The organism is Streptomyces sp. CNP082, from assembly GCF_059570535.1.
Genome location: NZ_JCANSZ010000009.1, coordinates 23,269 through 48,254, shown reverse-complemented (window position 1 = coordinate 48,254; position 24,986 = coordinate 23,269). Strand labels below are relative to the sequence as shown.

18 protein-coding genes and 2 pseudogenes are annotated in these 24,986 nt (G+C 74.9%); 9 read left to right on the top strand and 11 right to left on the bottom strand.

Annotation, left to right across the window (positions count from 1 at the left end; all coding sequences use genetic code 11):
• Window positions 1–44: 44 nt before the first annotated feature.
• The 3 genes from B124_RS10675 (at window position 45) to B124_RS10665 (ending at window position 4,598) form a co-directional block, all read left to right on the top strand.
• The gene (locus tag B124_RS10675; RefSeq protein ID WP_496502610.1) at window positions 45–1,283 is read left to right on the top strand and encodes a glycosyltransferase; all 1,239 of its coding nucleotides are present in this window, start codon (window positions 45–47) and stop codon (window positions 1,281–1,283) included.
• A 190-nt stretch (window positions 1,284–1,473) separates the two neighbouring features.
• Window positions 1,474–2,046: a DUF6643 family protein gene (locus B124_RS10670; protein ID WP_496502494.1), complete on the top strand. Its 573-nt coding sequence runs from the start codon at window positions 1,474–1,476 to the stop codon at window positions 2,044–2,046.
• Window positions 2,047–2,144: 98 nt separating this feature from the next.
• Entirely contained in the window at window positions 2,145–4,598 is a 2,454-nt protein-coding gene (locus tag B124_RS10665) for a right-handed parallel beta-helix repeat-containing protein (protein ID WP_496502493.1), read from the top strand.
• Here B124_RS10665 and B124_RS10660 read toward each other — a convergent pair.
• The gene (locus tag B124_RS10660) at window positions 4,568–7,066 is read right to left on the bottom strand and encodes a hypothetical protein (RefSeq protein ID WP_496502492.1); all 2,499 of its coding nucleotides are present in this window, start codon (window positions 7,064–7,066) and stop codon (window positions 4,568–4,570) included. The genes B124_RS10665 and B124_RS10660 overlap by 31 nt on opposite strands.
• Window positions 7,067–7,506: 440 nt before the next feature.
• On the opposite strand from B124_RS10660, the gene B124_RS10655 reads away from it, so the two are divergent.
• Entirely contained in the window at window positions 7,507–8,328 is an 822-nt protein-coding gene (locus tag B124_RS10655) for a DeoR/GlpR family DNA-binding transcription regulator (protein WP_496502491.1), read from the top strand.
• Between the two features lie 26 nt (window positions 8,329–8,354).
• Here B124_RS10655 and B124_RS10650 read toward each other — a convergent pair whose 3' ends face one another.
• The gene (locus B124_RS10650; protein WP_496502490.1) at window positions 8,355–9,497 is read right to left on the bottom strand and encodes a PLP-dependent cysteine synthase family protein; all 1,143 of its coding nucleotides are present in this window, start codon (window positions 9,495–9,497) and stop codon (window positions 8,355–8,357) included.
• 150 nt (window positions 9,498–9,647) lie between these two features.
• On the opposite strand from B124_RS10650, the gene B124_RS10645 reads away from it, so the two are divergent.
• Window positions 9,648–9,989: a hypothetical protein gene (locus B124_RS10645; RefSeq protein ID WP_496502489.1), complete on the top strand. Its 342-nt coding sequence runs from the start codon at window positions 9,648–9,650 to the stop codon at window positions 9,987–9,989.
• Between the two features lie 451 nt (window positions 9,990–10,440).
• Here the strand turns inward: B124_RS10645 and B124_RS10640 are convergent, their stop codons facing one another.
• Genes B124_RS10640 through B124_RS10630 form a run of 3 tightly spaced genes read right to left on the bottom strand, consistent with a single transcriptional unit; the run spans window position 10,441 to window position 14,143 of the window.
• Window positions 10,441–13,011: an ABC transporter permease gene (locus B124_RS10640; RefSeq protein ID WP_496502488.1), complete on the bottom strand. Its 2,571-nt coding sequence runs from the start codon at window positions 13,009–13,011 to the stop codon at window positions 10,441–10,443.
• Window positions 13,008–13,823: an ABC transporter ATP-binding protein gene (locus B124_RS10635; protein ID WP_496502487.1), complete on the bottom strand. Its 816-nt coding sequence runs from the start codon at window positions 13,821–13,823 to the stop codon at window positions 13,008–13,010. Before B124_RS10635 ends, B124_RS10640 begins: the two co-directional genes overlap by 4 nt.
• A complete protein-coding gene (locus B124_RS10630) occupies window positions 13,820–14,143 on the bottom strand; it encodes an SHOCT domain-containing protein (protein WP_496502486.1) in 324 nt (107 codons plus the stop codon). The genes B124_RS10635 and B124_RS10630 overlap by 4 nt, the downstream gene beginning before the upstream one ends.
• A gap of 317 nt (window positions 14,144–14,460) precedes the next feature.
• On the opposite strand from B124_RS10630, the gene B124_RS10625 reads away from it, so the two are divergent.
• On the top strand, window positions 14,461–14,718 hold the full coding sequence (locus B124_RS10625; protein WP_496502485.1) for a hypothetical protein: 258 nt from the start codon (window positions 14,461–14,463) through the stop codon (window positions 14,716–14,718).
• A gap of 100 nt (window positions 14,719–14,818) precedes the next feature.
• Here B124_RS10625 and B124_RS10620 read toward each other — a convergent pair whose 3' ends face one another.
• From B124_RS10620 to B124_RS10610, 3 genes are all read right to left on the bottom strand, one after another.
• Window positions 14,819–15,352 (bottom strand): NUDIX domain-containing protein, encoded by a 534-nt coding sequence (locus tag B124_RS10620; protein WP_496502484.1) that lies wholly within the window; start codon window positions 15,350–15,352, stop codon window positions 14,819–14,821.
• Window positions 15,353–15,398: 46 nt separating this feature from the next.
• Window positions 15,399–16,733 (bottom strand): NsdA family TPR-like regulatory protein, encoded by a 1,335-nt coding sequence (locus tag B124_RS10615; protein ID WP_496502483.1) that lies wholly within the window; start codon window positions 16,731–16,733, stop codon window positions 15,399–15,401.
• Between the two features lie 412 nt (window positions 16,734–17,145).
• A complete protein-coding gene (locus tag B124_RS10610) occupies window positions 17,146–18,321 on the bottom strand; it encodes an ROK family protein (RefSeq protein WP_496502609.1) in 1,176 nt (391 codons plus the stop codon).
• A 68-nt stretch (window positions 18,322–18,389) separates the two neighbouring features.
• Between B124_RS10610 and B124_RS10605 the strand changes: the two genes are divergently transcribed.
• Entirely contained in the window at window positions 18,390–19,658 is a 1,269-nt protein-coding gene (locus B124_RS10605) for an MFS transporter (protein ID WP_496502482.1), read from the top strand.
• Between the two features lie 32 nt (window positions 19,659–19,690).
• Here the strand turns inward: B124_RS10605 and B124_RS10600 are convergent, their stop codons facing one another.
• The gene (locus tag B124_RS10600; RefSeq protein ID WP_496502608.1) at window positions 19,691–20,086 is read right to left on the bottom strand and encodes a MarR family winged helix-turn-helix transcriptional regulator; all 396 of its coding nucleotides are present in this window, start codon (window positions 20,084–20,086) and stop codon (window positions 19,691–19,693) included.
• Window positions 20,087–20,174: 88 nt separating this feature from the next.
• On the opposite strand from B124_RS10600, the gene B124_RS10595 reads away from it, so the two are divergent.
• The gene (locus B124_RS10595) at window positions 20,175–20,420 is read left to right on the top strand and encodes a DUF6332 family protein (protein ID WP_496502481.1); all 246 of its coding nucleotides are present in this window, start codon (window positions 20,175–20,177) and stop codon (window positions 20,418–20,420) included.
• Here the strand turns inward: B124_RS10595 and B124_RS10590 are convergent.
• Both B124_RS10590 and B124_RS10585 read right to left on the bottom strand, forming a co-directional pair.
• Window positions 20,350–21,720: pseudogene (locus tag B124_RS10590) on the bottom strand (tripartite tricarboxylate transporter permease); the annotation flags it as partial. The gene B124_RS10595 and the pseudogene B124_RS10590 sit on opposite strands and share 71 nt — an antisense overlap.
• A pseudogene (locus tag B124_RS10585) lies at window positions 21,719–22,381 on the bottom strand (Bug family tripartite tricarboxylate transporter substrate binding protein); the annotation flags it as partial. The pseudogenes B124_RS10585 and B124_RS10590, both read right to left, overlap by 2 nt.
• Before the next feature lie 324 nt (window positions 22,382–22,705).
• Between B124_RS10585 and B124_RS10580 the strand changes: the two are divergent.
• Window positions 22,706–24,949, top strand: a complete 2,244-nt coding sequence (locus B124_RS10580; RefSeq protein ID WP_496502480.1) for a terpene synthase family protein — start codon at window positions 22,706–22,708, stop codon at window positions 24,947–24,949.
• Window positions 24,950–24,986: the final 37 nt, after the last annotated feature.

The window sequence follows — 24,986 nt, the reverse complement described above, 5'->3', positions numbered from 1 at the left end:
CCGTACGGCCGGTGCCGCCCGCCGTGCCCCGACCCGCCCCCTGGATGCTCGCCCCGCGGGGGCCGTCGCGGGAGACTTGGCGGGTGACTCTCCTGTCGTGGATCGCCCTGCTGTCCCTGCTCTCCTGGGCGTGGCTGCTGCTCGGGCAAGGGCTCTTCTGGCGGACCGACGTCCGGCTGCCCCGGCGGCCACCGCCCGCGCAGTGGCCCGCCGTGGCCGTGATCGTGCCCGCGCGGGACGAGGCCGCCGTGCTGCCCGACAGCCTGCCGTCCCTGCTGGCGCAGTCGTACCCGGGGCCCGCGCAGGTGTTCCTCGTCGATGACGGCAGCACCGACGGCACCGCGGAGACCGCCCGCGCGCTCGCCGCGAAGGCCGGGAACACCGGGGGTGCCGGGGACGCCGGGGACGCCGGGGACGCCGGAAAACCGGCCCTGCCGCTCACCGTCTCCTCCCCCGGCGAGCCCCCGCCCGGGTGGACCGGGAAGCTCTGGGCGCTGCGGCACGGGATCGCGCAGGCGTACGCGGCGGACGCCGAGTATCTGCTGCTCACCGACGCCGACATCGCCCACCGGCCGGAGAGCCTGCGGGAGTTGGTCGCCGCCGCCGAGGCCGGGGGGTACGACCTCGTGTCGCAGATGGCCCGGCTGCGTACCGCCACCGGCTGGGAGCGGCTGGTCGTGCCGGCGTTCGTGTACTTCTTCGCCCAGCTCTACCCGTTCCGCTGGGTCAACCGCGCCGGCGGCAGGACCGCCGCGGCGGCCGGCGGATGCGTGCTGCTCAGGGCGGACGCCGCCCGCCGGGCGAGGATCCCCGAGGCGGTGCGCGGGGCGCTCATCGACGACGTGTCCGTGGCGCGGGCGGTCAAGCGCACCGGCGGACGGATCTGGCTGGGGCTCGCCGAGCGGGTCGACAGCGTGCGGCCGTACCCGCGGCTGACCGAGCTGTGGGGGATGGTCTCGCGCAGCGCGTACGCCCAACTGCGGTACAGCCCGCTGCTGCTGGCCGCCACCGTCGGCGGGCTCGCGCTCGTGTACCTCGTGCCGCCGCTGGCCCTGGCCGCCGGGCTCCTCGGCGGCGCGCCGGGCGTCGCCGTCGCGGGGGCGCTGGCGTGGGCGGTGATGGCGGGGACGTACCTGCCCGTGCTCCGCTATTACGGACAACCGCCGTGGACCGCCCCGTTGCTGCCGTTCACCGCGGGGCTGTATCTGCTCATGACCGTGGACTCGGCCGTACGGCACCACCGCGGCAGGGGGGCCGTCTGGAAGGGCCGTACGTACGCGTGACGTACCGATGACGTACGCGGGAGTAGCCCAACTCCGCCCGTCCACCTGCTCTTTACAGAAACTCAACGCGGCAAGAAGCCCCATTTACCCTTGTTCACACGTATTGATAAGGGTCAGTCACTTCGAACCCGCAAAACAACCTTCTTATCGGCCTCCCCAACGAGCACATCGTGGGCTTAACTTATGGGGTATGACCTCCCCCCGCCCGTACGGCGGCGGCTACTATGCCGCGCCGGCCTTCCCGGACACCCCTATCTACGACAGTTTGGTCGAAGAGCGGGGTACCCCCCAGATCGCCCCGATCCGGGTTCCTTCGTACGACACCGGCCCCCACCTGCCGGCCCTGCCCGCGCCCCGCGCCGCCCTGCCGCCCGCCCCGGTACCGGCGCCGGCCCCCGCGCCGCATCCGCACCAGGCGCACGCCGCGCAGCCCCCGGCCTACGGCCACCAGCCGGCGCCCCAGCCGGCCCCGCCGCAGCCGTTCCTCCCGCAGCCGGCCCTGCCGCAGCCGGCAGTGCCGCAGCCGGCCGTTCCCCAGCAGATGCAGCCGCGCTGGGACCAGGGCTACGAGCAGCAGCGCCCCCAGCCGCAACCGCCGCGTCCGCAGCAGCAGTCGGCGCCCCCGCCCGGGTACGAGGCCATGCGGCCCGTCGCCCCGCGGCCCGCGCCGCCGCAGCAGGCGCAGCCCGCCCGGCCGGCGTCCCCGCAGACGTATGCGGATCAGTACGCCCGCCCGTACTACCAGGACGGACAGCGCTACTGAGCACGGGCCGGGCCTGAACAGTGGCCGGCCGACCTCGCCGCGCGCGCTACGGTGGTGCCCCAGCCAAGCCGACGCACGAGGTGGGGGCAGAGCAGCACATGGCACAGGGCTCCGTCCAGGTCACGCACACCGGCTCCGTACGGGCCGGGCGATGGCGCCGGCGCACGGGGGAGTACGGGTCGCTCGCCGCGGCCCTGGAGGCCGCGGGCGACGGCGACGTGCTGTCGCTGGCCCCGGGCACGTACCGGGAGAACGTCGTGCTGGAGCGGGCGGTGACGCTGCGCGGCCCCGGCGGCGCGGTCGGCTCCGTCCGCATCGCGCCCGCCGACGGCGTGGCGCTGACCGTGCGGGCGTCCGCGGTCGTCGAGGGGCTGCACGTCGAGGGGGAGGACGCGGCGGTCGCCGCGGTGCTCGTCGAGGCGGGCCGGCCGGAGCTGACCGGGCTGCGGGTCGTCACCCGCTCCGCCGCGGGCATAGAGGTCCGCGGCGACGCCCGCCCCACGGTCCGCCGCTGCGCCGTCGACAACCCGGCCGGTACGGGGGTCACGTTCGCCGACGGGTCCGGCGGCGCGCTGGAGGGCTGCGAGGTGCTGGCCGCCGGGCGCAGCGGGGTCGCGGTGCGCGGCGGTTCGAGCGCGCACCTGTCGCAGTGCCGCATCCACCACGCGGGCGGCGCCGGGGTGCTGCTCACCGGGGAGGGCAGCACGGTCGAGGCGGTGGGCTGCGAGGTCTACGAGATCAAGGGCGCCGGCGTGCAGGTGACGTCCCGCGCCTCCGGGGAGCTGACGGACTGCACGGTGCACCGCACCTCCGGTGACGGCATCTCGCTCGACACCGAGGCCGTCGTCACGCTCACCGACTGCGAGGTCCACGACGTCCCGGAGAACGCCGTGGACCTGCGCTCACGCGCGCAGGCGCGGCTGGCGCGGGTGACCGTGCGCCGGTTCGGCCGCAACGGTCTGTCGGTCTGGGACGCGGGCACGCGCGCCGAGGCGACGCAGTGCGAGGTCCACGACGGCACCGGCGACTACCCGGCGGTGTGGGTGAGCGACGGCGCCGCCGCGACGTTCACGTCCTGCCGGGTGCACGACGTGCCCGACGCGCTCGTCGTCCTCGACCGCGGCTCGGCGGTCGAGGCGAGCGACACCGATCTCGCGCAGGTGCGCGGCACCGCGGTGTCGGTGAGCGACGGCGCCGAGGTCGCGCTGGAGCAGTGCCGGATCCGGGACGCGGCGACCGGCGCGTGGTTCCGCGACCACGGCAGCGGCGGCACGGTGCGGGACACCACGGTCGACTCCGTGGCCTCGGGAATCATCGTCACCAAGGGCGCCGACCCCGAGGTCGAGGGCTGCACGATCACCTCGCCCACCGAGGCCGGGGTGTTCGTCTCGGCCGCGGGGCGCGGCTCGTTCACCAACTGCCGGGTCACCGGCAGCCTCGGGTACGGCTTCCACGTCATCGACGGCTGCCGTACGGCCCTGACCCGCTGCCGTACGGAGCGCTGCGCGCGCGGCGGCTACGAGTTCGCGGACGCCGGCCCCGCCGCCCCCGAAGGCTCGGGCGGCGGCCCTGTCGTGACGGACTGCACGAGCGACGAGAGCGCGGAGACGGCGAGCGCCCGCCCCCTCGTGCCCGCCGCCCGTACCGAGCCGGAACCGGAAGGCCTGCTCGGCGCGTTCGCGCCGCAGCAGGCGGGCGCGTCAGGCGCCGCGCTGCCGGCGCCTGACGCCCGGGCCGCGGCCCGGCCCGCCCGGGAGGTGCTGGCGGAGCTGGACGCGCTGGTCGGGCTGGAGAACGTCAAGCGCGAGGTGCGGGCGCTGACGGACATGATCGAGGTCGGCCGGCGGCGCCGGCAGGCGGGTCTGAAGGCCGCCTCGGTCCGCCGCCACCTGGTCTTCACCGGCTCCCCCGGCACCGGCAAGACGACCGTGGCGCGGATGTACGGCGAGATCCTGTCCTCGCTGGGGGTGCTGGAGCGCGGGCACCTGGTGGAGGTCTCCCGGGTGGACCTCGTCGGGGAGCACATCGGCTCGACGGCGATCCGCACCCAGCAGGCGTTCGAACGGGCCCACGGCGGCGTGCTGTTCATCGACGAGGCGTACGCGCTGGCGCCCGAGGACTCCGGCCGCGACTTCGGCCGGGAGGCCATCGACACGCTCGTGAAGCTGATGGAGGACCACCGCGAGTCGGTCGTGGTGATCGCCGCCGGGTACACCACGGAGATGGAGCGGTTCCTCGCCGTCAACCCCGGGGTGGCGTCCCGCTTCTCGCGCACCATCACCTTCGGCGACTACACCGCGGAGGAGTTGCTGCGCATAGTCTCGCAGCAGGCCGAGGAGCACGAGTACCGCCTCGGCGACGGCACGGACGAGGCGCTGCTCAAGTACTTCACCGTGATCCCCAAGGGCGCCGGCTTCGGCAACGGCCGTACCGCGCGGCAGACGTTCGAGGCGATGGTGGAGCGGCACGCCGGCCGCGTGGCCCAGCTTCCGGACCCCACGACCGACGAGCTGACGCTCCTCTACGCGGACGACATCCCGGCGCTGCCCTGAGCCGCCGCGCCGCCCGCGTCCCCGGCATCCGGCTCCCCCGCGGGCCGCGGCACCTGGCGCGGCCACTGCTCCGGGGGCGCCGCGGGGGCGACGGCGACGCGGGCGAGCAGTTCGGCGCGTTCGGCGGCGAAGGCCGGGTCGGCCTGGTAGTCGGAGTGCGCGTTGATCGCGGCGGGCAGCGGGTGGTCGGCGGTGCGCTCGAAGGCCAGCGGGTCCTTCAGCGGCTTGCGGTCGACGTCGCTGGGCCGCCCGTCCGGGGAGGTGGGCCGCACCGGTCCGCCGATGGGGTCGGTCAGCCGCCACAGGTTGCGCCAGGCGTGCGTCTGGTCGTCGAGCTCGGCCAGCGCCCGGTCGCCGAAGTACGCCGGAAACCACCGCCCGTAGAGCCGGCGCAGCGGTGAGCCGTACGTCAGCAGCGCCACCCGGCCGCGGATGCCGGGGTCGAGCTGCCACACCGCGGCGGCGGCGAGCACGCTGCCCTGGGAGTGCCCGGAGATGACCAGGCAGCCGCCGGTGCGGGCGGTCCAGGTGCTGGTCCGCCAGGCGAGGTCGGGAACGGCGCGCTCGGCGTAGCAGGGAGGCGCGAAGGGGTGCGCGGCGCGCGGCCAGAAGGTGCCGACGTCCCAGAGGATCCCGACCGTCCGGCGCGACTTGGGATCCCGGTACGCCTGCCGGCCCGTGGCCAGCAGCAGGATGACCCCGGCGCCCATCATCCAGGTGCCGAGCGCCTGCCCGGTCTGGGCCAGCCCCGGCAGCGGTCCTGCGGTGCCGTGGGCGGCCTTGCCGGGCACCTCGCCGGTGAGCCAGGCGCCGAGTACGGCGCCCGCGCCGAGGACCAGGGTGGCCAGCGCGGCGGCGCCGACCGCCGGCGGCGCGTCGTCGGTGAGCCGGGCGCGGGCGATGGCGCCGGCGATGCGGCCGGTGCGGGTGTCGTTGAGGCCGGTGGAGCGGTCGTCGGTGGAGCGGTGCTCGGCCGGGTAGAGCCCGGCGACCTCGGTGACGATCTGCCGGCGCAGCACCCACGTCCGCCAGGCGCCGGCCAGCGCCAGCAGCACCACGAGGAGGGCGACCAGCGGTATCGCCGTGGCCTGCCAGGACAGCACCACGGGCGGGCCGGCGAGCGGGCCGTCCTCGCCGGGCGTGGCGCCGCGGTCCAGCCAGTCCGCGACGAGCTGGGCGACGCCGCCGGAGAAGAGCCCGGCCACGGCGCTGGCCAGCATCGCGACGCAGGCGCCGCCGAGGCCGCGCAGGGCGGGCGGCTCGCCGGTGGCGCGGCGCTGGAGGAGCCAGCCGGTGACCGCGAGCCCGGCGGCGAGCAGGCCCTGCGCCACGGCGAGGCCGCCGAAGACCGACGTGCCGGGCAGCCGGCCGGTGGCGGCCCAGTCGGGCCGGGACCACGCGGTGTGCACGAGCACCGCCGCCAGCAGCGCGAGTGCCGCCAGCGGCAGGGCCCGTACGGCGCCGCGGTCCTCGCCCGTGTCCGGCTCCGCCTCCGTACGCCCCGAGCGCCACACCAGGGCCACGACGGCGGCCCAGCCGGCGGCGAGCAGGGCGCCGAGCACCCAGCCGGCGGCCCGCAGCCCGCCGCCGGTGTCGTCGTCGGCCGCGGCGGTGACGGCCACGAGCGCGGAGGCGACGGCGAGCAGCCCCGTGGCGGTGTGCGCCGCGCGCAGCCGGGCCACCAGCCGGCGCCCGTACCAGAAGCCGGGCAGGGACAGCGCGGGCTGCTCGCCGGCGGCGGGCGTGCCCGCGCGCGGCGCGGGCTTGGCGGACTCGTAGATGCTCCAGGTGCGCCGCGACAGCCACCACAGCAGCGCCGTCAGCAGCACGGGCACCAGCGCGGCCAGCGCGAGCCGCCGGCCGGGGGCGCCGAACCAGCCGCCGGAGCCGGCGGACATGAAGCCGAGCCACGACTTGTCCGCGACGCAGTGGGCGCTGCCCGCGCACTGCCAGGCCAGCAGGTCGAGCGTCACCTCGCCGGCGGCCAGCACGAGCTGCACGGTGAGCGTGAGCGCGAAGATCCGCACCAGCACGTCGTAGGCGCGGTGGGCGGCGTGCCGGGACGGGGCCGCGGGGCGCATCCAGTGCGCGAGATTGGCGATCATGAACGGGAGGAGCACCAGCCACAGCGCACGCGCGCCGTTGCCGGAGGTGAGGTTCGACCAGCAGTAGGCCTCCTGCACCGGCTCCGTACGGGATCCGCCGCCCTCTTCGCGCTGCTCCCCCGCGGCCTCTCCCGCCGCCTGCTCCGCCCGCACGTCGTCCGTGCGGCGGTGGATGCCGGCCGTACGGTCGCCGGTGACCAGCTCCGTGCGCGGGTCGCCCAGCATCTCCTGCGGGGTGGCCCCGCCGACGCCGTGGACCAGCAGCTCCAGCCCCGGCTGCGGCGCCGCGCGGTTGGTGCCGTCCGGTCCGTCCGTCCTGCCCAGCGGTGTGCGCCCCTTGGCGCTCAGCGCCTCCGGCTGCATGCCCCTCGCCCCCCGTGCCGTCCTGCGTCGAGTACCGGTAACCAGCATCCCGGGATCGGCCCCGCGGTGCAGCGTCCCGCGCGGGAGGCGAAGCGGAATCTTGAATCCTCCCCCGGCAGAGCAGGGGGATTTCTGGCTCACGCCGCCTGCGGGCGACTCGACAGGTCTTCCACGATCAACACCAGCCGGGTTGAAACCAGCCCGGTTTGGTACAGCAAAGCTCTTGGAAGTGCATGTGCTGTCTTGGTTCTCGATCAGCACGCGCGGGCGGCTTGGCTCTCGCAACCCACGTTCCGGACGTTACCGGACGCCGATGCGCCTTGTGGGCGTATCGGCTACTCCTGCGGGGGAACCCCGGTGGGTGAACACCCGCGGCCACGGGTCGTATCCGCATGGGAGGATGACTCGGGCAGGTGACCTCGGGACGAAGGGCGGACGGCGTGAGCGACAACCAGAACCTGCTCGCGGAGCAACGCCGCGCCCTGATCCTGGACGAGGTCCGGCGCCGCGGCGGGGTGCGGGTCAACGAGCTGACGCGCCGGCTGAACGTCTCGGACATGACCATCAGGCGCGACCTCGACGCGCTCGCGCGCCAGGGGGTCGTGGAGAAGGTGCACGGCGGCGCCGTCCCGCTGGCCGAGGCGAGCACGCACGAGCCGGGCTTCGAGGCCAAGTCCTCCCGGGAGACGGGCGCGAAGGAGGAGATCGCCCGCGCGGCGGCGCAGATGGTGGCGCCGGGCGCGGCCATCGCGCTCTCCGGCGGGACGACGACGTTCGCGCTGGCGCGGCATCTGGTGGAGGTCCCGGACCTGACGGTGGTGACCAACTCGGTGCGCGTCGCCGACGTGTTCTACGCGGCGCAGCAGCCGGGTACGCGCGGCTCGACGGTGGTGCTGACCGGCGGGGTGCGTACGCCGTCGGACTCCCTGGTCGGCCCGGTGACGGACCAGGCGATCCGCACGCTCCACTTCGACGTGCTCTTCATCGGGGTGCACGGCATATCGGTGCAGGCGGGCCTCTCGACGCCGAACCTGGCCGAAGCGGAGACGAACCGGCACCTGGTGCGGGCGGCGCGACGGGTCGTGGTGGTCGCGGACCACACCAAGTGGGGCACGGTGGGCCTGAGTTCGTTCGCCTCGCTGGACGCGGTGGACGCCCTGGTGACGGACCCGGGGGTGCAGCCGCAGGCGCGCGCGGAGATGGCCGAGCACCTGCCGGAGGTCGTGGTCGCGGGCGAGCCGCAGGAGCCGGCGGAGGGCTGAGCCGGGAGGGCTGAGCGGCCGGGGCGTCAGCAGGTCCAGCGGCCGGTGGCCAGGAAGGCGTCGAGGTGTGCGGCGTACGGGCCGATGTCGAGGCCCTGTCCGGCGAGCCAGCCGTCGGAGTAGTACTTGTCGAGGTAGCGGTCGCCCGGGTCGCAGATCAGCGTGACGACGCTGCCGGTGCTGCCGGACGCCACCATCTCACCGACGATCTTCAGCGCGCTCCACAGCCCGGTGCCGGTCGAGCCGCCCGCCCTGCGTCCTATGGCCTTCTCCAGCGCGCGCACCGCGGCCACGCTGGCGGCGTCGGGGACCTTCATCATCCGGTCGATGGCCGCGGGCAGGAAGCTGGGTTCCATGCGCGGGCGGCCGATGCCCTCGATGCGTGAGGCGCTGTCGACGGTGACGTCCGGGTCGCCGCTCTCCCAGCCGGCGAAGAAGCAGGAGTTCTCCGGGTCGGCGACGCAGACGCGGGTGTCGTACTGGAGGTAGCGCACGTAGCGGGCGATGGTGGCGGAGGTGCCGCCGGTGCCCGCGGTGGCGACGATCCAGGCGGGCTCCGGGTAGCGCTCCAGGCGCAGCTGGGTGTAGACGGACTCGGCGATGTTGTTGTTGCCGCGCCAGTCCGTCGCCCGCTCGGCGTAGGTGAACTGGTCCATGTAGTGGCCGCCGGTCTCCTCGGCCAGCCGGGCGGAGACCTCGTACACCGTCCGGGGGTCGTCCACCAGGTGGCAGGTGCCGCCGTGGAACTCGATGAGGCGGGTCTTCTCCCTGCTGGTGGTACGCGGCATCACGGCGATGAACGGCACGCCGATCAGGTCGGCGAAGTATGCCTCGGAGACGGCGGTGGAGCCGGAGGACGCCTCGATGACGGGCTTGCCGCGGCGGATCCAGCCGTTGCAGAGCCCGTAGAGGAAGAGCGAGCGCGCCAGGCGGTGCTTGAGGCTGCCGGTGGGGTGGGTGGACTCGTCCTTCAGATACAGGTCGATGCCCCAGTGCCCGGGCAGCGGGAAGCGGAGCAGGTGGGTGTCGGCGGTGCGGTTGGCGTCGGCCTGCACCTTGCGGACGGCCTCGTTCAGCCAGGCGCGCGCCCCGGGGTCGCTGCGGTCGACGTCGAGGGTGGGGAGGGCGCCGCCGGGCGCGGCGGCCGGGGGTGGTGCGCTGGCGGTCACGCCCTGATCATATGCGGGGCCTCTGGCCACCTCCGCCGGTCGTGGGCACACTGGCAGGAGTGCTGGTGCCGCCCGCGGGTGCGGGTGGTGCCGCCCATGCGCGCTCAACGCTCCAGGGGGAGCGCTGTGGGGGAGCCGAGGAGGGTCGGCGTGGCGGAGACGGAGTACACGGCTCGCGGGGTGCGGATAGGGCGCTGGCTGCGCTCGCTGACCCGGGCGGGACAGGTGCACATCAAGGACGGCCGGCTGGAGTTGCTCACCAGCTACGGCACCCAGATCGACAGCGCCCCGGTGCAGGATGTGCGCGCGGCCCGGCCGTGGTTCGGCCGCGGCGACCGTGCCGTGACGTCGGTCAACGGCAGGCAGTACGTCCTGACGCTGACGGGCGAACGGGGCGGCGGCGAGGACTCCGGCGCGAAGGCGGCGGGCCGCTTCCTCGAAGCGGTACGCGCGGCGCGCGGGCGCGGCGGCGGCACGGCGGACTTCGGCTGACGGGAACGGGTGCGCGCTCCGCGGAGGCGCGGGCCCGGAGCGGACGCGTGGGCGTGCGGTCGGCCTGCACGCGAGCGGTTGGCGGCCGAGGCGTGTACGGTCCGCGGGCCCGGGCGGAAGCCCGGGACGCCGCACGGGCGCGGCGGGGCTGACGGCCATGCCGGCCGAGGGCCTGCACCGCCGGCCCGGCTGACAGGCGCGTGCGCTCCGCGAGCCACCGGGCGGAAGCAGACGTACGGACCCACCGCGGCCGACGCCGCGGGACCGCAGCGGACAGACGACGCGGTTCGACGTGCCCGGGCTCGGGGTCCGCCGCGGCGTGCGCCGCGTGCGGATCAGGCGCACGCGCCGGGCTGGCGGGCTCGCCGTGGCACGGTCGCCACGCCGCGGTGGCCCGGCCGCTCCCCGGAGGAGCGGGCGGGCCACCGTGACCGGACGTGCGGACCGCAGGTCATTCCGTGGCGATCGCGCCCAGGACGTCGAGGCGTGCCGCCCTGCGGGACGGGCGCCAGGCTGCCAGCGCGCCCGCCGTCAGGCCGACCAGCGCCACGATCGCCAACTGCACCGGCGGCACGGTGAACACGCCGTCGCCGGAGGAGTCCGTGGCCTTCGTCATGGCCCAGCCGAGGAACGCGCCGAGCGTCAGCCCGCCGGCCGTGCCGAAGGCGGCGACGAGCACGGACTCCCAGCGGACCATGGCGCGAAGCTGCGCCCTGGTCTGGCCGACCGCGCGCAGCAGGCCCAGTTCGCGGGTCCGCTCGTGCACGGCGAGGGTCAGGGTGTTGGCGATGCCCAGCAGGGCGATGAGCACGGCGAGCGCCAGCAGCGCGTACACCAGCGTCAGCATCATGTCGACGCCCGCCGCCGAGGACTCGGCGAACTCGTCCCGCGTCTGCACCTCCGGGTTGCCGTACCGCTCGGCGACGGTCTCCACCGCCGCCTTGCCGTCGTCCTCGGCCACGCCGTCCTTGAACGCGACCGCGACCAGCGAGTCGGAGTCCTGCATCCGGTGCGGCTCCCACGCCTCACGGGTGACGACGTAGTCTCCGGCCAGGTCCGCCTGGTCGTAGACGGCCCGTACGGTGAAGGGCTGCTTCCCGCCGTCCGTGAAGGTGAAGCGCGCGGTGCTGCCGACCTGCCAGCCGTGGTCGTCCGCCTCGCTCTTCGACACCGCGACGCCGTCCGCGCCCAGGTCCGTCAGGCTGCCCTCGACCGCGCCGAGGTCCAGCACGTCGCCCATCCGCCCGGGATCCGTGACGGTCAGCGCACGCCCGTCGCCGTCCACCCGGGCGATACCCGTGCCGAGGCCGAGCGCGTGCTCCACCTCCGGCAGCTTCGCCACCGCCGGGGCGACCTTGGGGCTGAGCGCGCCGCTCTCCGGCCCGAAGGCCGGCACCCGCACCGCCACGTCGCCGGCGAAGGCGCGCGAGACGCTCTGGTCCATCGTGGACTTCAGCGAGGCGCCGAAGACCGTGAACAGCGACACCACGGCGACGCCGATCATCAGCGCGGTCGCGGTGGCCGCGGTGCGCTTGGGGCTGCGCAGCGCGTTGCGGCGGGCCAGGCGGCCGTTCATGCGGCGCAGCGGGGCACCGAGGATCCGTACGGCGTACGAGGACGCCACCGGGCCCAGCACCACGAACGCCGCGAGGGTGACCACCGCGCCGAGGACCGTGAACAGCACGGACGGGCCAGACGAGGCCCCGCCGGGTACGGCACCGTACACCGTCAGCGCGGCACCGGCGGCGGTGAGCCCGCCGCCGACGAGGGCGCGTACCCGCGAGGAGCCCGAGTCGTCCACGGCCGTCTCGCGCAGCGCCGCCAGCGGCGACGTGCGGCCGGCGCGGACGGCGGGCGCCAGCGCGGAGGCCAGGCACACCACGACTCCGGTGGCGAACGGCAGCGCGAGCGACAGCCCGCTGATCACCAGGTCGCCGTCGGGGAAGGGAAACCCGACCGCCGGGAACAGCGCCTGCAGTCCGGCCGCGATGCCCACGCCGCCGGCCAGACCGGCGAGCGAGGCCAGGACGGCGACGGCCAGGGCCTCGGCCATGGTCTGGCCCACGACCTGGCGCCGGGTGGCGCCGAGCGCGCGCAGCAGGGCGTTGTCGCGGGTGCGCTGGGCGACGACGATCGCGAAGGTGTTGTAGATGCTGAACGTCGCGACCAGCATGGCCACGCCCGCGAAGCCGAGCAGGCCGGCGGTGAAGCCGCTGAGGAACTGGCCGGCGATCTGGTCCTGGTTCTCCTCGGTGACCTCCTGGCCGGTGACGGCCTCGATGCCGTCGGGCAGCGCCGGAGACAGGGACTCGACCAGCTCGGTCTGGCTCTCCCCCGAGGCCGCGCGCACCTGGATGCTGGTGGCCCGGCCGGGCTCGGCCGTCAGGTTCTTCTCGGCGTCGGCCCGGGTCAGCGCCGTGAACGTGGTCTGGCCCATGCCGTCCTCGCCGCCGAAGGTGGAGATGCCGGTGATCGTCACCTGCAGCGGGTCGGGGGTGCGTACGGTCGTGGTGTCGCCGATCTCCAGACCGCCGGCCTTCGCGGCGCCCCGGTTGATGACCGCCTCACCGGACCGCTCGGGCGCGCGGCCCTCGGCGATCTGGTACGAGTTCAGGTCCTCGTCGGTGATCCAGTTGCCGGCCAGGGTCGGAGGGCCCCCGCCGCCCACCGGCTCGCCGTCCTTGTCGAGCAGTTGCCCGGGGCCCTCGATGCGGGGCTCGGCCGCGGCGACGCCCGGCATCCGCGCGATGTCGTCCGCCAGTTGTGCGGGGACAGTCTGGCGGGTGCCGAAGGACTCGCCGGGGGTGGTGATCATGTCGTCGCCGCGCACCACCGCGTCCGTACCGCTGGTGGCGCGGCCGAACATGGCGTCGAAGCTGGACCTGAGGGTGTCCCCCATGACCAGGGTGCCACCGAGGAACGCGACGCCGAGGAGTACGGCGAAGAACGTGCCGGCGAACCGTCGTTTGTGCGTGCGCAGCCCGGCCATGCTCAGCCGCAGCGACGCACGGGTGCCGCTCATGACGAACTCTTCCTCTCCTCGGTGGTGTCCAGGGAACGGGCGGTGCTGGGGGCCTCGCCCACGAAGCGCTGCATGCGGTCCAGCACGCGGTCCGCGGTGGGCGCGGCCATGCGGTCGACGAGCCGGCCGTCGGCGAGGAAGACCACCTCGTCGGCGTAGGCCGCCGCGACCGGGTCGTGGGTGACCATGACCACGGTGCGGCCGAGTTCGCGCACGGTGTCGGCGAGCAGGCCGAGGACCTCGGCGCCGGAGCGGGAGTCGAGGTTGCCGGTCGGCTCGTCGGCGAAGACCACGTCGGGGCGGCCCGCGAAGGCGCGGGCCACGGCGACGCGCTGCTGCTGGCCGCCGGACAGCTCCGCCGGCCGGTGGTGCAGCCGGTCGCGCAGGCCGACCACGTCGATCAGGGAGTCGATCCACGCGGGGTCGCCGCGGCGGCCGGCGAGGTCCATCGGCAGCGTGACGTTCTCCGCGACGGTCAGCGTCGGCAGCAGGTTGAACGCCTGGAAGACGAAGCCGATCCGGTCGCGGCGCAGCATCGTCAGCCGCTTGTCGTCGAGCGTGCCCAGCTCGGTGTCGCCGATGAAGGCGGCACCGGCGGTGAGCGTGTCGAGTCCGGCGGCGCAGTGCATCAGCGTGGACTTCCCGGACCCCGAGGGGCCCATGATGGCCGTGAACTTCCCGGCCGGGAAGGCGACGCCGACGCCGTCGAGCGCCCGGACCTCGGTGTCGCCGCTGCCGTAGACCTTGACCGCGTCGACGACGCGGGCCGCCGCGGCGGTGAGCACGGGGGCGGTGCCGGTCGCGTACCTCATGCCGCACCGCCCTTGCCCACGCCGCGGCCGAACTCCTCGTTCAGCACGGACAGCCGGCGCCAGTACTCGTCCTCGTCGATCTCACCCGCCGCGAAGCGCCGGCCGAGCACGGCGATCGGCGACTGCTCGCCGTATCCCGCGCCGAGGCCGCCGGGGCCGCCCCGGCCGCCGGGGAACCGCTGCCAGGGGGCGCCGCGTCCGCGCCAGACGACGCGGCGGACGAAGAAGAACAGGCCGCCGATGACGAGCGCCCACATGAGCGGGAAGAGCAGGATCCAGGGGCCGGGTCCCCCGTCGTTCCAGTGCGCCAGGGTGTTCACCGTTCTCAACTCCTCGGTGTGTCTGCGGTGCTGACACCATCGAGGCTCCCGCTCACAGGGGGGCCTGGTCGTCGTACGGCCAGCGGCACCTGACCTGCTCCCGGCGGAGTACGCACGCGGTCTGCGGCTGCTTCCCGCGGCCGTACGCGGCGGGTTGCTGCGGCCCGTACGCCCACTGCCGTCACCGTGCGTGACGCATTCACACGGGGCGCGTCCCGTGCACGTGCATATGCGCCTTCCACACGCTCCCGCGCGCCCCCCGCGGTGGACTTCCATGGACAGCGGACACGGGGCACGAACAGGACAAAGGAGAGACCGTGGCCACGGAACCCGACACGAGTGCGGTCGTGTCCGAGCTCGCCGAGATCCGGCGCTCGCACGATGTGGGCCAGGCCCGCGTCGACGGGCGGCTCGCCCTGCTGTCGCAGCGCAGTCAGCAGATGGAGCGCGAGATCGACGACCTCACGGCACGCGTCAGCAAGCTGGAGCACTCGCGCTGGCCACTGCCGTCGATCGCCGCGCTGACCGGCGCGGGGGCGATGGTGCTGGCGTTATGGCAGGCCCTGGGCCGCTGAGTGGCGCGCCCGGCCATCGAGCACCGGCCGCCGGTCCCGCCGTGGGCGGGACCGGCGGTCCGGTGCGGCCGGGGCGTGCGGGCCAGCGGCCCGGCGCGGGTCAGGCGCCGAGGCGGAGGTGATGGAGCATCAGCAGCGCCGCCGCCATGTTCGCGGCGGGCACCTCGCCGCGGCCGACCATGTCGGGCACCCCCTTCAGGGGCACCCACTCGCGCCTGTCGGACTCGAAGTCGTCCTCGGGGTCGCCGATCTGCTCCGCCTCCGTCGCGTAGTACATGAGGTGCCGGGCGTCCGTCAGGCCGTTGGACGGCTCGACGGTCATCAGGTGCGTGAGCGGGCCGGGCCGCCAGCCGGTCTCCTCCTCCATCTCGCGGGCGGCGGCGGCCTCGGGGTCCTCCCCGTCCTCCACCACCCCGGCGGCCAGCTCCCATCCGTAGACGTCGGTGATGAAACGGTGCCGCCACAGCAGCAGCACCTCGTTCGCCTCGTTGACCGCGGTCGCCACGGCGACCGGGCGCAGGCGGATCAGGTAGTGGTCAAGGTGGCGCCCGTCCGGGAGTTCCACGTCGGCCAGGTTGACGCGGAACCAGCGGTTTTCGTACACGGTGTGCTCCCTGAGATTCCTCCATCGCACGTACCATCCCCCTTGTCGCCGTCCAGTGGCGGTGACGGCCCCCGCCTCAGAGCGGAACGCGCAACGCTGCGTCGATCAGCTCTGCCGCCTCGGCGGTCCCCCCTCCGCCGGTCTCGGTCAGATGGCGACGGACCGCGCGCAACCTGTCCCGCAGCCGCTGCGACTCCATCCCTCTGGCCGCCCTTGCCATTTCCAGCGCCGCCTGCGCCGCCTCCTCGGCGTCCCCTTGGCGCAGCTCGACGTGGCTCAGAATCGCCAGCCGGTGCACCCGCCCCCGGTCGTGTGCGGGCGTGTGCACGGCGGTCGCCGCCTGCTCGCGGGCGGCGCGCAGGTCCCCGATGCGTAACAACGCCTCGGCGACCTGCACGTTGACCAGCCCCGGCTGGACGTAGTCCGTCTCGGCCGGCTCCTGGCGTGCGCTGATCCGCCCGGCGGCGGACTCGGCGCGGCGGATGCAGTCCAGGGTGCCCGAGCGGTCGCCGAGGAAGGCGTACGCCTTGGCCTGCATCGCGTACAGATCGGCCGCCAGCGCGGGGCTGACGTCCTTGTTCGCGGCCCGCAGCGCCGCCTCCGCGAACGCCACCGCCTGGCGGTACTCCCCCAGGAACAGCGACTGGTTGACGAGCATGGCGATCACGTACGCGCCGAAGCCGCGGTCCCCGCTGGCCTTGGCCAGCCGCAGCGCCTGGTGGAAGTAGCGCTGCGACAGGCCGAGGGCGTCCGAGTCGTACGCGCAGATGCCCGCGACGGCGACGAGACCGCCGGTGGCCCGGTGCAGCCGGCGGCCCAGCTCGTCGTCGTACGACCCGCGCAGCAGCGGCGCCGCCTCGGAGTTGAGGAAACGCACGACGCGGGCGCGGGTCGCCATGCCGCCCGCCTTGCGGTACATCTGCTCGTAGTGGGCGCGGGCGGCCCTGAGGGTGGTGACGTCGGCCTCGCTGACGTGCACCGGGCCGGTACGGGAGACGTCCCCGTCCTCCGGCGGGTTCTCCCACTCCCACACCGGGATGACGGCGGGGGTGCCGGTGAGCGCGCGGGCGCCGACGACGTTGGGGTGCTGCTGCTCGTCGGAGCGCCACAGGGCGGTGGCGCGCTCGACAAAGCGGGCGAGCGGCGCGGCGGCCGAGGGGCCGCCGGCCGAGCCGAAGCCGATGTCGTCCAGGGTGACCGGGCGGTCGAGCCGGTCGGCCAGCACCTCGCAGATGAGGTCGGGCACCTGGCCGCGTGGTCGCTGGCCCTTGAGCCAGCGGGCGACGGCGGTGTGCTCGTAGCGCAGCCGCAGACCGCGCGCGGCGCCGGCCCGGTTGACGTGCGCGGCGAGCCCGGCGTGGGAGATCCCGGCTTCGTCGAGCGCCGCGTCCAGCAGGGTGTTGGGCTCCATGTGCCCTCCCGCGAGCAGGGTGTTCGCCAGCGTAACCGAGGGCTTTTCACACGGGGTGTGAAGTGCGCGCCCGCAGCGGTGGCGTGTGCGCCCTCCCGGTGGGCACGGGTGGCGAGTTGACTGTGCGGCATCGGGTCCGCTCGCTTCCCCGCAGCCTGGCGGCGGTTCCGTAGCCGCTCCGCCCGGTCGTGCCGGACCCGGCACCTGGCCGGCCGGCGGAGCGGCACACCCCCACCGGCGCGGACGCCGCGGACCGGACGGCGGTCCGGCCCGCGGACGTCCGCGACCGGGGCGAGGGGGCCGCGGGGCCGCCCCTCCGGCGGCGCGCCCAGCCGGATGCCCGTACGGTGCCGATACGGCACGGCTGCGGCCTGAACCTGCTTCGGCCGGCACCCGGGTGCCGGCCGCGCCGTCACCCCGCGAGGGCGCCGAGGGGGTCGTCGAGCACGGGCTGCCAGGCCAGTTCTGCCGCGCCGACCAGGCTGTTGTGCTCGAGCACGCACTCCCGCATCGGGACGGCTCCGCTGCGCCCCCACAGGCTGCGGTCCGCCACCACCGCGCGCAGCCGCTCGGGGGCGGCGGCCAGCAGCACCTGGTGCAGGCCGCCGAGGATGATGCGGTCGGGGTTGAGGATGTTGACCAGGCCCGCGAGGCCGAGGCCGAGGCGGTCCACGACCAGCCCGACGGCGGCGGCGACCGCCGGGTCCGCGTACTCGTCGCGTACCAGCTCGCGGGCCTGCTGCAACAGCGAGACCTCCGGGCCCGGGGCGCGGCCCGCGGCCGTCAGCAGGGCCAGCGGGTCAGTCTCGACGTCCAGGCAGCCGCGGCTGCCGCAGTGGCAGGGCAGGCCCTCGTCGGGGTTGACGGTCAGGTGGCCGACCTCCAGCGCGAGCCCCGCGCTGCCGGTGTGCAGCCGCCCGTCCAGGACGAGCGCCCCGCCGACGCCGCGGTGGCCGGTGGCGACGCAGAGCAGGTGCGCGGAGCCGCGGCCGGCGCCGTGGCGGTGCTCGGCCAGGGCGGCGAGGTTGACGTCATTGCCGGTGAACGCCCGCGGGGGGACGGCGAACTCGATGCCGGAGGCGGTCAGGCAGTCGTGGAAGATCCGGCGTACGGGCGCGCCCACGGGCCAGGCGAGGTGCAGCGGGTTGAGCGCTTCGCCGTCCGGCTCGGCGACCGCGGACGGCACGGCCAGGCCCGCGCCCACGCAGCTCCGCCCGGTGGCGCGCAGCAGCTTCGCGCCCTCCTCGACGACGGCGGCGAGTACGTGCGCGGGGTCGGCAGGTACGGTCCCGCAGCCGGGGGCCGTGGCCACGATGCGCCCGCCGAGCCCGACGAGCGCGGCGCGGAAGCCGTCCGTGTGCACCTGCGCGGCGAGCACGACGGGGCCCTCGGGGTTCACGGACAGACCGTGGGAGGGGCGGCCCTGGTGCCCGGCGGCGGCCGGCCGGGAGTCGACGGTGATCAGGCCGAGCGCTGCCAGCTCCGCCGCGACGGCGCCCGCGGTGGCGCGGGTCACCCCCAGCTCGGCGGTGAGCACGGCGCGGGTGGGCGCCCGGCCGGTGTGGACGAGTTCCAGCGCGGGCCCCAGCGCGCTCCGGCCTCTTTCGGGTCGCCCGGGCCTTGAACGTGTCGGCGTCACCCTCCTATTCTGTCTTTGTGCCGACGATAAACAAAATACGGGCGGCACTCCCCCGGCGACTCCGCGGCACCACCCCGCCCGGCGACGCGACGGGGGGCCTGCTCGCCCGGCTCCGCATCGTCCTGACCGTCTTCTTCGCCCTCGACGGCTTCGTCTTCGCCGGCTGGGTGGTCCGTATCCCGGACATCAAGGACCAGACCGGCGCCTCGCCCAGCGCCCTGGGCCTGGCGCTGCTCGGCGTGTCCGCGGGCGGGGTGGCGACCATGGTGCTCACCGGCGGGCTCGTCCGCCGCTACGGCGCCCACGCGGTCACCGTGGGTACGGCCGCCCTGCTGTCGGCCAGCGTGGCGCTGCCGCCGCTGACCCGCTCCGCGCTCGCACTCGGCCTGGTCCTGCTGGTCTTCGGCGCCGCGTTCGGCTCCATCAACGTCGCCATGAACAGCGCGGCCGTCGACCTGGTGGCCGCGATGCGGCGGCCGGTGCTGCCCAGCTTCCACGCGGCGTTCAGCCTCGGCGGGATGCTCGGCGCCGGGCTCGGCGCGCTCGTCGCCGGCCAGCTCTCCCCCACCCGGCACCTGCTGCTGCTCGCGCTGCTCGGGCTGGCCGTCACCGCCGTCGCCGGCCGGGCGCTGCTCGCCATCCCGGCCCCGGAGCCGCCCGCCCCGGCCGCCCCCGGCGCCGGGCCGGCCGCGGAGGGGCCGCGTACGGAGCCGCCCGCCGGGCGCGTCCGGCTGCTGGTGGGGGTGCTCGGGCTCGTCGCCCTGTGCACCGCCTACGGCGAGGGCGCCATGGCCGACTGGAGTGCACTGCACCTGAAGGAGACCCTGGACGCCGGTCCCGGCGTGGCCGCCGCCGGCTACTCCGTCTTCGCTCTCGCCATGACCGCCGGCCGGCTCTCCGGCACCGCGCTGCTGCTGCGCCTGGGCCAGCACCGCGCCCTCGTCGCCGGCGGCGCGACCGCCTGCGCCGGCATGCTGCTCGGCTCCTTCTCCCCGTTCGTCTGGGGCGTGCTGGCCGGCTTCGCCCTCACCGGGCTCGGCCTGGCCAACATATTCCCCATCGCCATCGGCCGCGCCGGCGAGCTGGCCGGACCCCACGGCGTCGCCGCCGCGTCCACCCTCGGCTACGGCGGCATGCTCCTGGGCCCGCCGGCGATCGGCTTCCTCGCCGACTGGTTCTCGCTGCGCGCCGCGCTGAGCACGGTGGCGCTGCTCGCCGGGGCCGCGTCGGTCATCGCGTACGCGATGCAGGCCGCGCAGCACGCCGGGCGCCCGCGCCGGAGCTGAACGGGAGTTGAAGGGCCAGCCAGGTCAGCCGGTCACCTGACACCGACCGTGCGGGCGAGCACCGCCCGCTGCACCGGCAGCGCCTGGGCGTGCAGCATACGGCCCGCGTCGGTGACGCACACCTGCACGCCTCTGCGGTCCTCGGGGCACATGCCGCGGCGCACCAAGCCGTGCTTCTCCAGCCTGCCGACGAGGCGGGACAGCGCACTCTGGCTCAGGTGCACCCGGTCCGCCAGCTCCTGGACTCTCAGACTTGCCTTGTCGCCGGAGTCCGCCATGCCGAGCAGCACGTCCAGCACCTCGAAGTCGCTGGCCCCGATGCCGTATCGATGCAGCTCACGGTCCAACTCGCCCACAGCCCGCGCGTGCACCGCGCGGATCTCCCGCCATTGAGAAACGACCGCGCCCTCGGCGCTCCCCGTTGCCATGGCATGGCACCGTACCAGCCCGTGAGCGGTATGTGACGGCCGGTGTGCAACGGATTGAACACGGGGCCGTGCGGATACCCTTCGGAGCATGAGGGGGCTGGAGATGCGGGGACCGAGGACGCAGAGCCAACGGGACGCCGCCACCGTCGAGATCGTGTACGCGGCACTCACGGCGGCGCTGCTGGGGGGCGCGGTGTTCCTCGCCGTCGCCGCCCCCGGGCTGTTCTTCGACGCGGTGCACGGCGACGCGCGGGCGGGGCTGCTCACGGCCGCGAAGGCGGCCGGGGCCGCGGCGTTCGTCTGCCGCGTCGGGCTCGTGCTGCGCCGCTGGTGAACAGGCGCCTGACCAGGCGCCCGACCAGCCATCTGACCACGGGCCACAGCAGGATGAGCGCGATGACGGCGTAGACCGTGACCGCGAACGGGGTGTTGACCAGGCCGCGCAGGCTGCCGTCGCTGAGCTGCAGTGCCCGGCGCATCTGCTGCTCGGCCGCCGGGCCGAGGACGACGCCGATGACCGCCGGCAGCACCGGCAGCCCGTAGCGCCGCATGCCGAGCCCGATCAGTCCGATCACCAGCAGGATGACAAGATCGACCGCCTCGCCGCTGACGGCGTACGCGCCGACCGCTGCGAAGAACAGGATGCCCGCGTACAGGTACGGCCGCGGGATCCGCAGCAGCTTCGCCCACACCGGCGCCAGCGGCAGGTTGATCAGCAGCAGCAGGAACATCCCGACGAACAGCGACGCGATCAGGCCCCACACCAGCTCCGGTTCCCGGTCGAAGAGCAGCGGCCCCGGCTGGATGCCGTACTGCTGGAACGCGGCGAGCAGCACGGCGGCCGTCGCGGTCGTCGGCAGACCGAGCGTGAGCATCGACACCAGCGTTCCGGCCGCTGAGGCGGACGCGGCCGACTCCGGCCCTGCGACGCCCTCGATGGCCCCCTTGCCGAACTCGCCCCGGTGCTTCGACAGCCGCTTCTCCGTCACGTACGACAAGAACGTGGGGATCTCCGCGCCGCCCGCCGGGATCGCCCCGAACGGGAAGCCGATCGCCGGCCCCCGCAGCCACGGCTTCCAGGTGCGCCGCAGGTCGGCACGCGCCAGCCACGGCCGGCCCACGGGGACGGGGCCCTGGTCGTCCGAGCGCAGCCGGGCGGCCACCCACAGCGCCTCGCCGACGGCGAAGAGGCCGACCGCGACGATGATGACGTCGATGCCGTCCGCGAGTTGCAGCGAGCCGAACGTCAGCCGCTCCTGACCGGTCATCTGGTCGAGACCGACCAGGCCGATCGTCAGCCCGACGAGCAGCGAGGCGAAGCCGCGGATGCGGGAGCGGCCCAGCACGGAGGTCACCGCGATGAACGCGAGGACCATGAGGGCGAAGTAGTCGGGCGCGCCGATGCCGACGGCCAGGTCCGCGATCACCGGGGCCAGCGCGACCAGCAGGACGGTGCCGATCACGCCGCCGGCGAAGTGTCCGACCGCCGCGGCGGCCAGGGCCTGCGGGCCGCGGCCCGCCCTGGCCATCGGATGGCCCTCGATGGCGGCGACCACCGCGGCGCTCTCCCCCGGGGTGTTGAGCAGGATGGAGGTGGTGGAGCCGCCGAACATGCCGCCGTAGTAGATGCCGGTCGCCGACGCCGGAGACGCCGAAGGCGACCTTGCCGCCGAGGACGGCCGCGAGCAGTTCGCCGCCGCCGTCGTACGGCACGTAGTTGACCTCTTCCGGCACGATCCCGGCGGCCCTGGCGATCAGCATCGGCGCCAGGTGGTCGGGTCCGCCGGGAGACGAGCCGCCGCCGACCGGCGTCGTGCCCGGGGCGGCTTTCCAGTCGGCCAGCAGCTCCGCGAACGTCCGGTACGGGGAGTCGGCGGGGACCACGACGATGCCGGGCTCCTCGGTGACCCGGGCGACGGGGGTGGTGTCGGCGAGCGTGCGGTCGGCGGTGTTGGTACGGACCGCGCCGCTGACCCCGAGCCCCATGGACATCGCGAGCTTGCCGTTGCCGCGCTCGTCGACCAGCCGGGACAGGCCCACGGTGCCGCCGGCGCCGGGGAGGTTGAAGACCTCGACGTTGCTGCCCAGGCCGGCCTCCTCGAGGTTCCGGGCGAGGGTGCGGGCGGTGATGTCGTAGCCGCCGCCGGGGGTGTTGGGCACCATCAGCTCCAGGCCGGGGATCCGGCTGCCGCCCGCCGCACCGTCCCCCTCCGTCAGGAGCGGCGGGCCGAGGAGCACCAGCAGCGCCGCCGCCGCGAGCGCGAACGGGATACGCAGAGCTGTCGGCAGACGCACGTCCGGGTCACCGCCTTCTTCGTCGAGAAGCCGGCTCCGCGGAGCCGTCCGCGGCGGCACGCGGGGGCACGCGGGGGGGCACGCGGACACCGACGTACTCATGGTCACCGCGTCCAGGGACGCCGAAACCCGCCGCGGCGCGCTCCGGTTGCCCGGAGCAGGTCGCCGGAGTGCGGCACGGGGCGGCGGGCGCCGGCGCGGGGCACGCGCGGTCCGTACGCGCGGCCCGTACATCACTCCTTCGAGTGTTTCCCGGGGTGCCGGGGCAACGCCGGGGGTAGTGCTGCCCCGGGTACGTGGACGCGAGCGAACGGGGAGGGGCGGATGCCGCAGAAGCAGCCGTTCGAACTGCCGGCCTTCTACTTGCCCTGGCCCGCGCGGCTCAACCCGCACGTCGAGCAGGCGCGGGTGCACTCGCGGGCGTGGGCGCGTGAGAGGGGGATGCTGGAGGGCTCGGGCGTCTGGGACACCGCCGACCTCGACGCACACGACTACGCGCTGCTGTGCGCGTACACCCATCCCGAGTGCTCCGCGGACGTGCTGGCGCTGGTCACCGACTGGTACGTGTGGGTCTTCTTCTTCGACGACCACTTCGTGGAGACGTTCAAGCGCAGCCGCGACCGGGCCGGCGCCAAGGCATACCTCGACCGGCTGCCGGCGTTCATGCCGCTGGAGCCCGCCGGCGCGGACGTGCCGGAGCCGCGCAACCCGGTCGAGGCGGGGCTCGCCGACCTGTGGGCGCGGACCGTGCCGGCGATGTCGGCGGGGTGGCGGCGGCGGTTCGCGCAGTCCACGGTCAACCTGCTCCAGGAGTCGCTGTGGGAGCTGGCCAACATCGACGAGGGGCGGGTGGCCAACCCCGTCGAGTACATCGAGATGCGCCGCAAGGTCGGCGGGGCGCCGTGGTCCGCGGGTCTGGTGGAGTACGCCGCGGCGGCCCAGGTGCCGGACCGGGTAGCCGCGTCCCGGCCGCTGCGGGTGCTGCGCGACACCTTCGCCGACGCCGTGCACCTGCGCAACGACCTCTTCTCGTACCAGCGAGAGGTCCAGGACGAGGGCGAGCTGAGCAACGGCGTCCTGGTGCTGGAGACCTTCCTCGGCTGCGGCACGCAGGAGGCCGCCGAGCGCGTCAACGACCTGCTGACCTCCCGGATGCAGCAGTTCGAGCACACCGCGCTCACCGAGCTGCCGGTGCTCTTCGCCGAGGAGGAGCTGACGCCGGCGGAGTGCGCGCGGGTGGTCGCGTACGCGAAGGGGCTGCAGGACTGGCAGTCCGGCGGGCACGAGTGGCACATGCGCTCAAGCCGCTACATGAACGAGGGTGCCGGGACCGCGCCGCCCTGCGCGCCGGCCGCACCCGGCACCGCCGGGGCGGGCCTGCGCGGGCTGCTGACCGCCACCGGGGCGACGCGGCTGCGCAGTTACGCGCACGTGCCGCACCGGCGCGTCGGCCCGTCGCAGGTGCCGGAGCTGCCCATGCCGTACGTGCTGCGGCTCTCCCCGCACCTCGGCGCGGCCCGGCCGCGGCTCCTGGCCTGGGCGCGCCGGACGGGCTTCCTCGAACCCCAGCCCGGGGTGCCGGGGTCGTACATCTGGGACGCCCGGCGGCTGCGCGGTTTCGACTTCCCGCTCTGCGCCGCCGGTCTGCACCCGGACGCCGACGAGGACGAGCTGGACCTGGGCGCGCGGTGGCTGACCTGGGGCACGTACGGGGACGACTACTACCCGGCGGTCTTCGGCCGCACCGGCGACCTGGCCGGGGCGCGGGCCTCGAACGACCGGCTGAAGCGGTGCATGCCACCGGACGACGGGACGGCGCCGCAGGCCGGTGAGCCCCCGGCGAACGCGCTGGAGCGCGGGCTGGCCGACCTGTGGCGGCGGACGGCCGGGCCGATGTCGCCGGAGCAGCGGGCGCACTTCCGGGCGGCGGTGGAGGTGATGCTCGACGCCTGGCTGTGGGAGCTGTCCAACGGGGTGCAGCGCCGCATCCCCGACCCGGTCGACTACATCGAGATGCGCCGGCAGACGTTCGGCGCCGGCATGACGATGTACCTGTGCCGGCTGCGGCGCGGGAGCGCGGTGCCGGCCGAGGTCTACGAGAGCGGGCCGGTGCGGGCGCTGGAGAACTCCGCCGTCGACTACGCCTGCCTGCTCAACGACCTGTTCTCCTACCAGAAGGAGATCGAGTACGAGGGCGATATCCACAACGGCGTACTGGTGGTGCAGAGCTTCTTCTCCGTCGGCTACCCGGACGCGGTACGGATCGTGCACGACCTCGCGGTGGGGCGGATGCGGCAGTTCGAGCACGTCCTCGACGCCGGGCTGCCGGTGCTGTACCAGGATCTGGACGCGGCGGAGGAGACACGCGCGGCGGTGGACGGTTACGTACGCGACCTGCAGAACTGGATGGCCGGGATCCTCAACTGGCACCGCAGCGTACGGCGGTACGGGGCCGCGGAGCTGGCGGAGGACGCCGGCGGGCCGGGGCTGCCGGGCGGGGCGCCGACGGGGCTCGGCACGGCGGCGGCGCGGCCGGAGGCGTGGGCGGGGGCCGTGGGCCGGGGGTGAGGGGGGACGGGCGAGGGGTGAGGGGTGAGCGGGCAGG

What these genes read in the sequence shown, in the direction of transcription:
- B124_RS10675 (WP_496502610.1), top strand. Translation starts at nt 45, where the DNA reads ATGCTCGCCCCGCGGGGGCCGTCGCGGGAGACTTGGCGGGTGACTCTC.
- B124_RS10670 (WP_496502494.1), top strand. Translation starts at nt 1,474, where the DNA reads ATGACCTCCCCCCGCCCGTACGGCGGCGGCTACTATGCCGCGCCGGCC.
- B124_RS10665 (WP_496502493.1), top strand. Translation starts at nt 2,145, where the DNA reads ATGGCACAGGGCTCCGTCCAGGTCACGCACACCGGCTCCGTACGGGCC.
- B124_RS10660 (WP_496502492.1), bottom strand. Translation starts at nt 7,066, where the DNA reads ATGCAGCCGGAGGCGCTGAGCGCCAAGGGGCGCACACCGCTGGGCAGG.
- B124_RS10640 (WP_496502488.1), bottom strand. Translation starts at nt 13,011, where the DNA reads ATGAGCGGCACCCGTGCGTCGCTGCGGCTGAGCATGGCCGGGCTGCGC.
- B124_RS10635 (WP_496502487.1), bottom strand. Translation starts at nt 13,823, where the DNA reads ATGAGGTACGCGACCGGCACCGCCCCCGTGCTCACCGCCGCGGCGGCC.
- B124_RS10615 (WP_496502483.1), bottom strand. Translation starts at nt 16,733, where the DNA reads ATGGAGCCCAACACCCTGCTGGACGCGGCGCTCGACGAAGCCGGGATC.
- B124_RS10600 (WP_496502608.1), bottom strand. Translation starts at nt 20,086, where the DNA reads ATGGCAACGGGGAGCGCCGAGGGCGCGGTCGTTTCTCAATGGCGGGAG.
- B124_RS10595 (WP_496502481.1), top strand. Translation starts at nt 20,175, where the DNA reads ATGAGGGGGCTGGAGATGCGGGGACCGAGGACGCAGAGCCAACGGGAC.
- B124_RS10580 (WP_496502480.1), top strand. Translation starts at nt 22,706, where the DNA reads ATGCCGCAGAAGCAGCCGTTCGAACTGCCGGCCTTCTACTTGCCCTGG.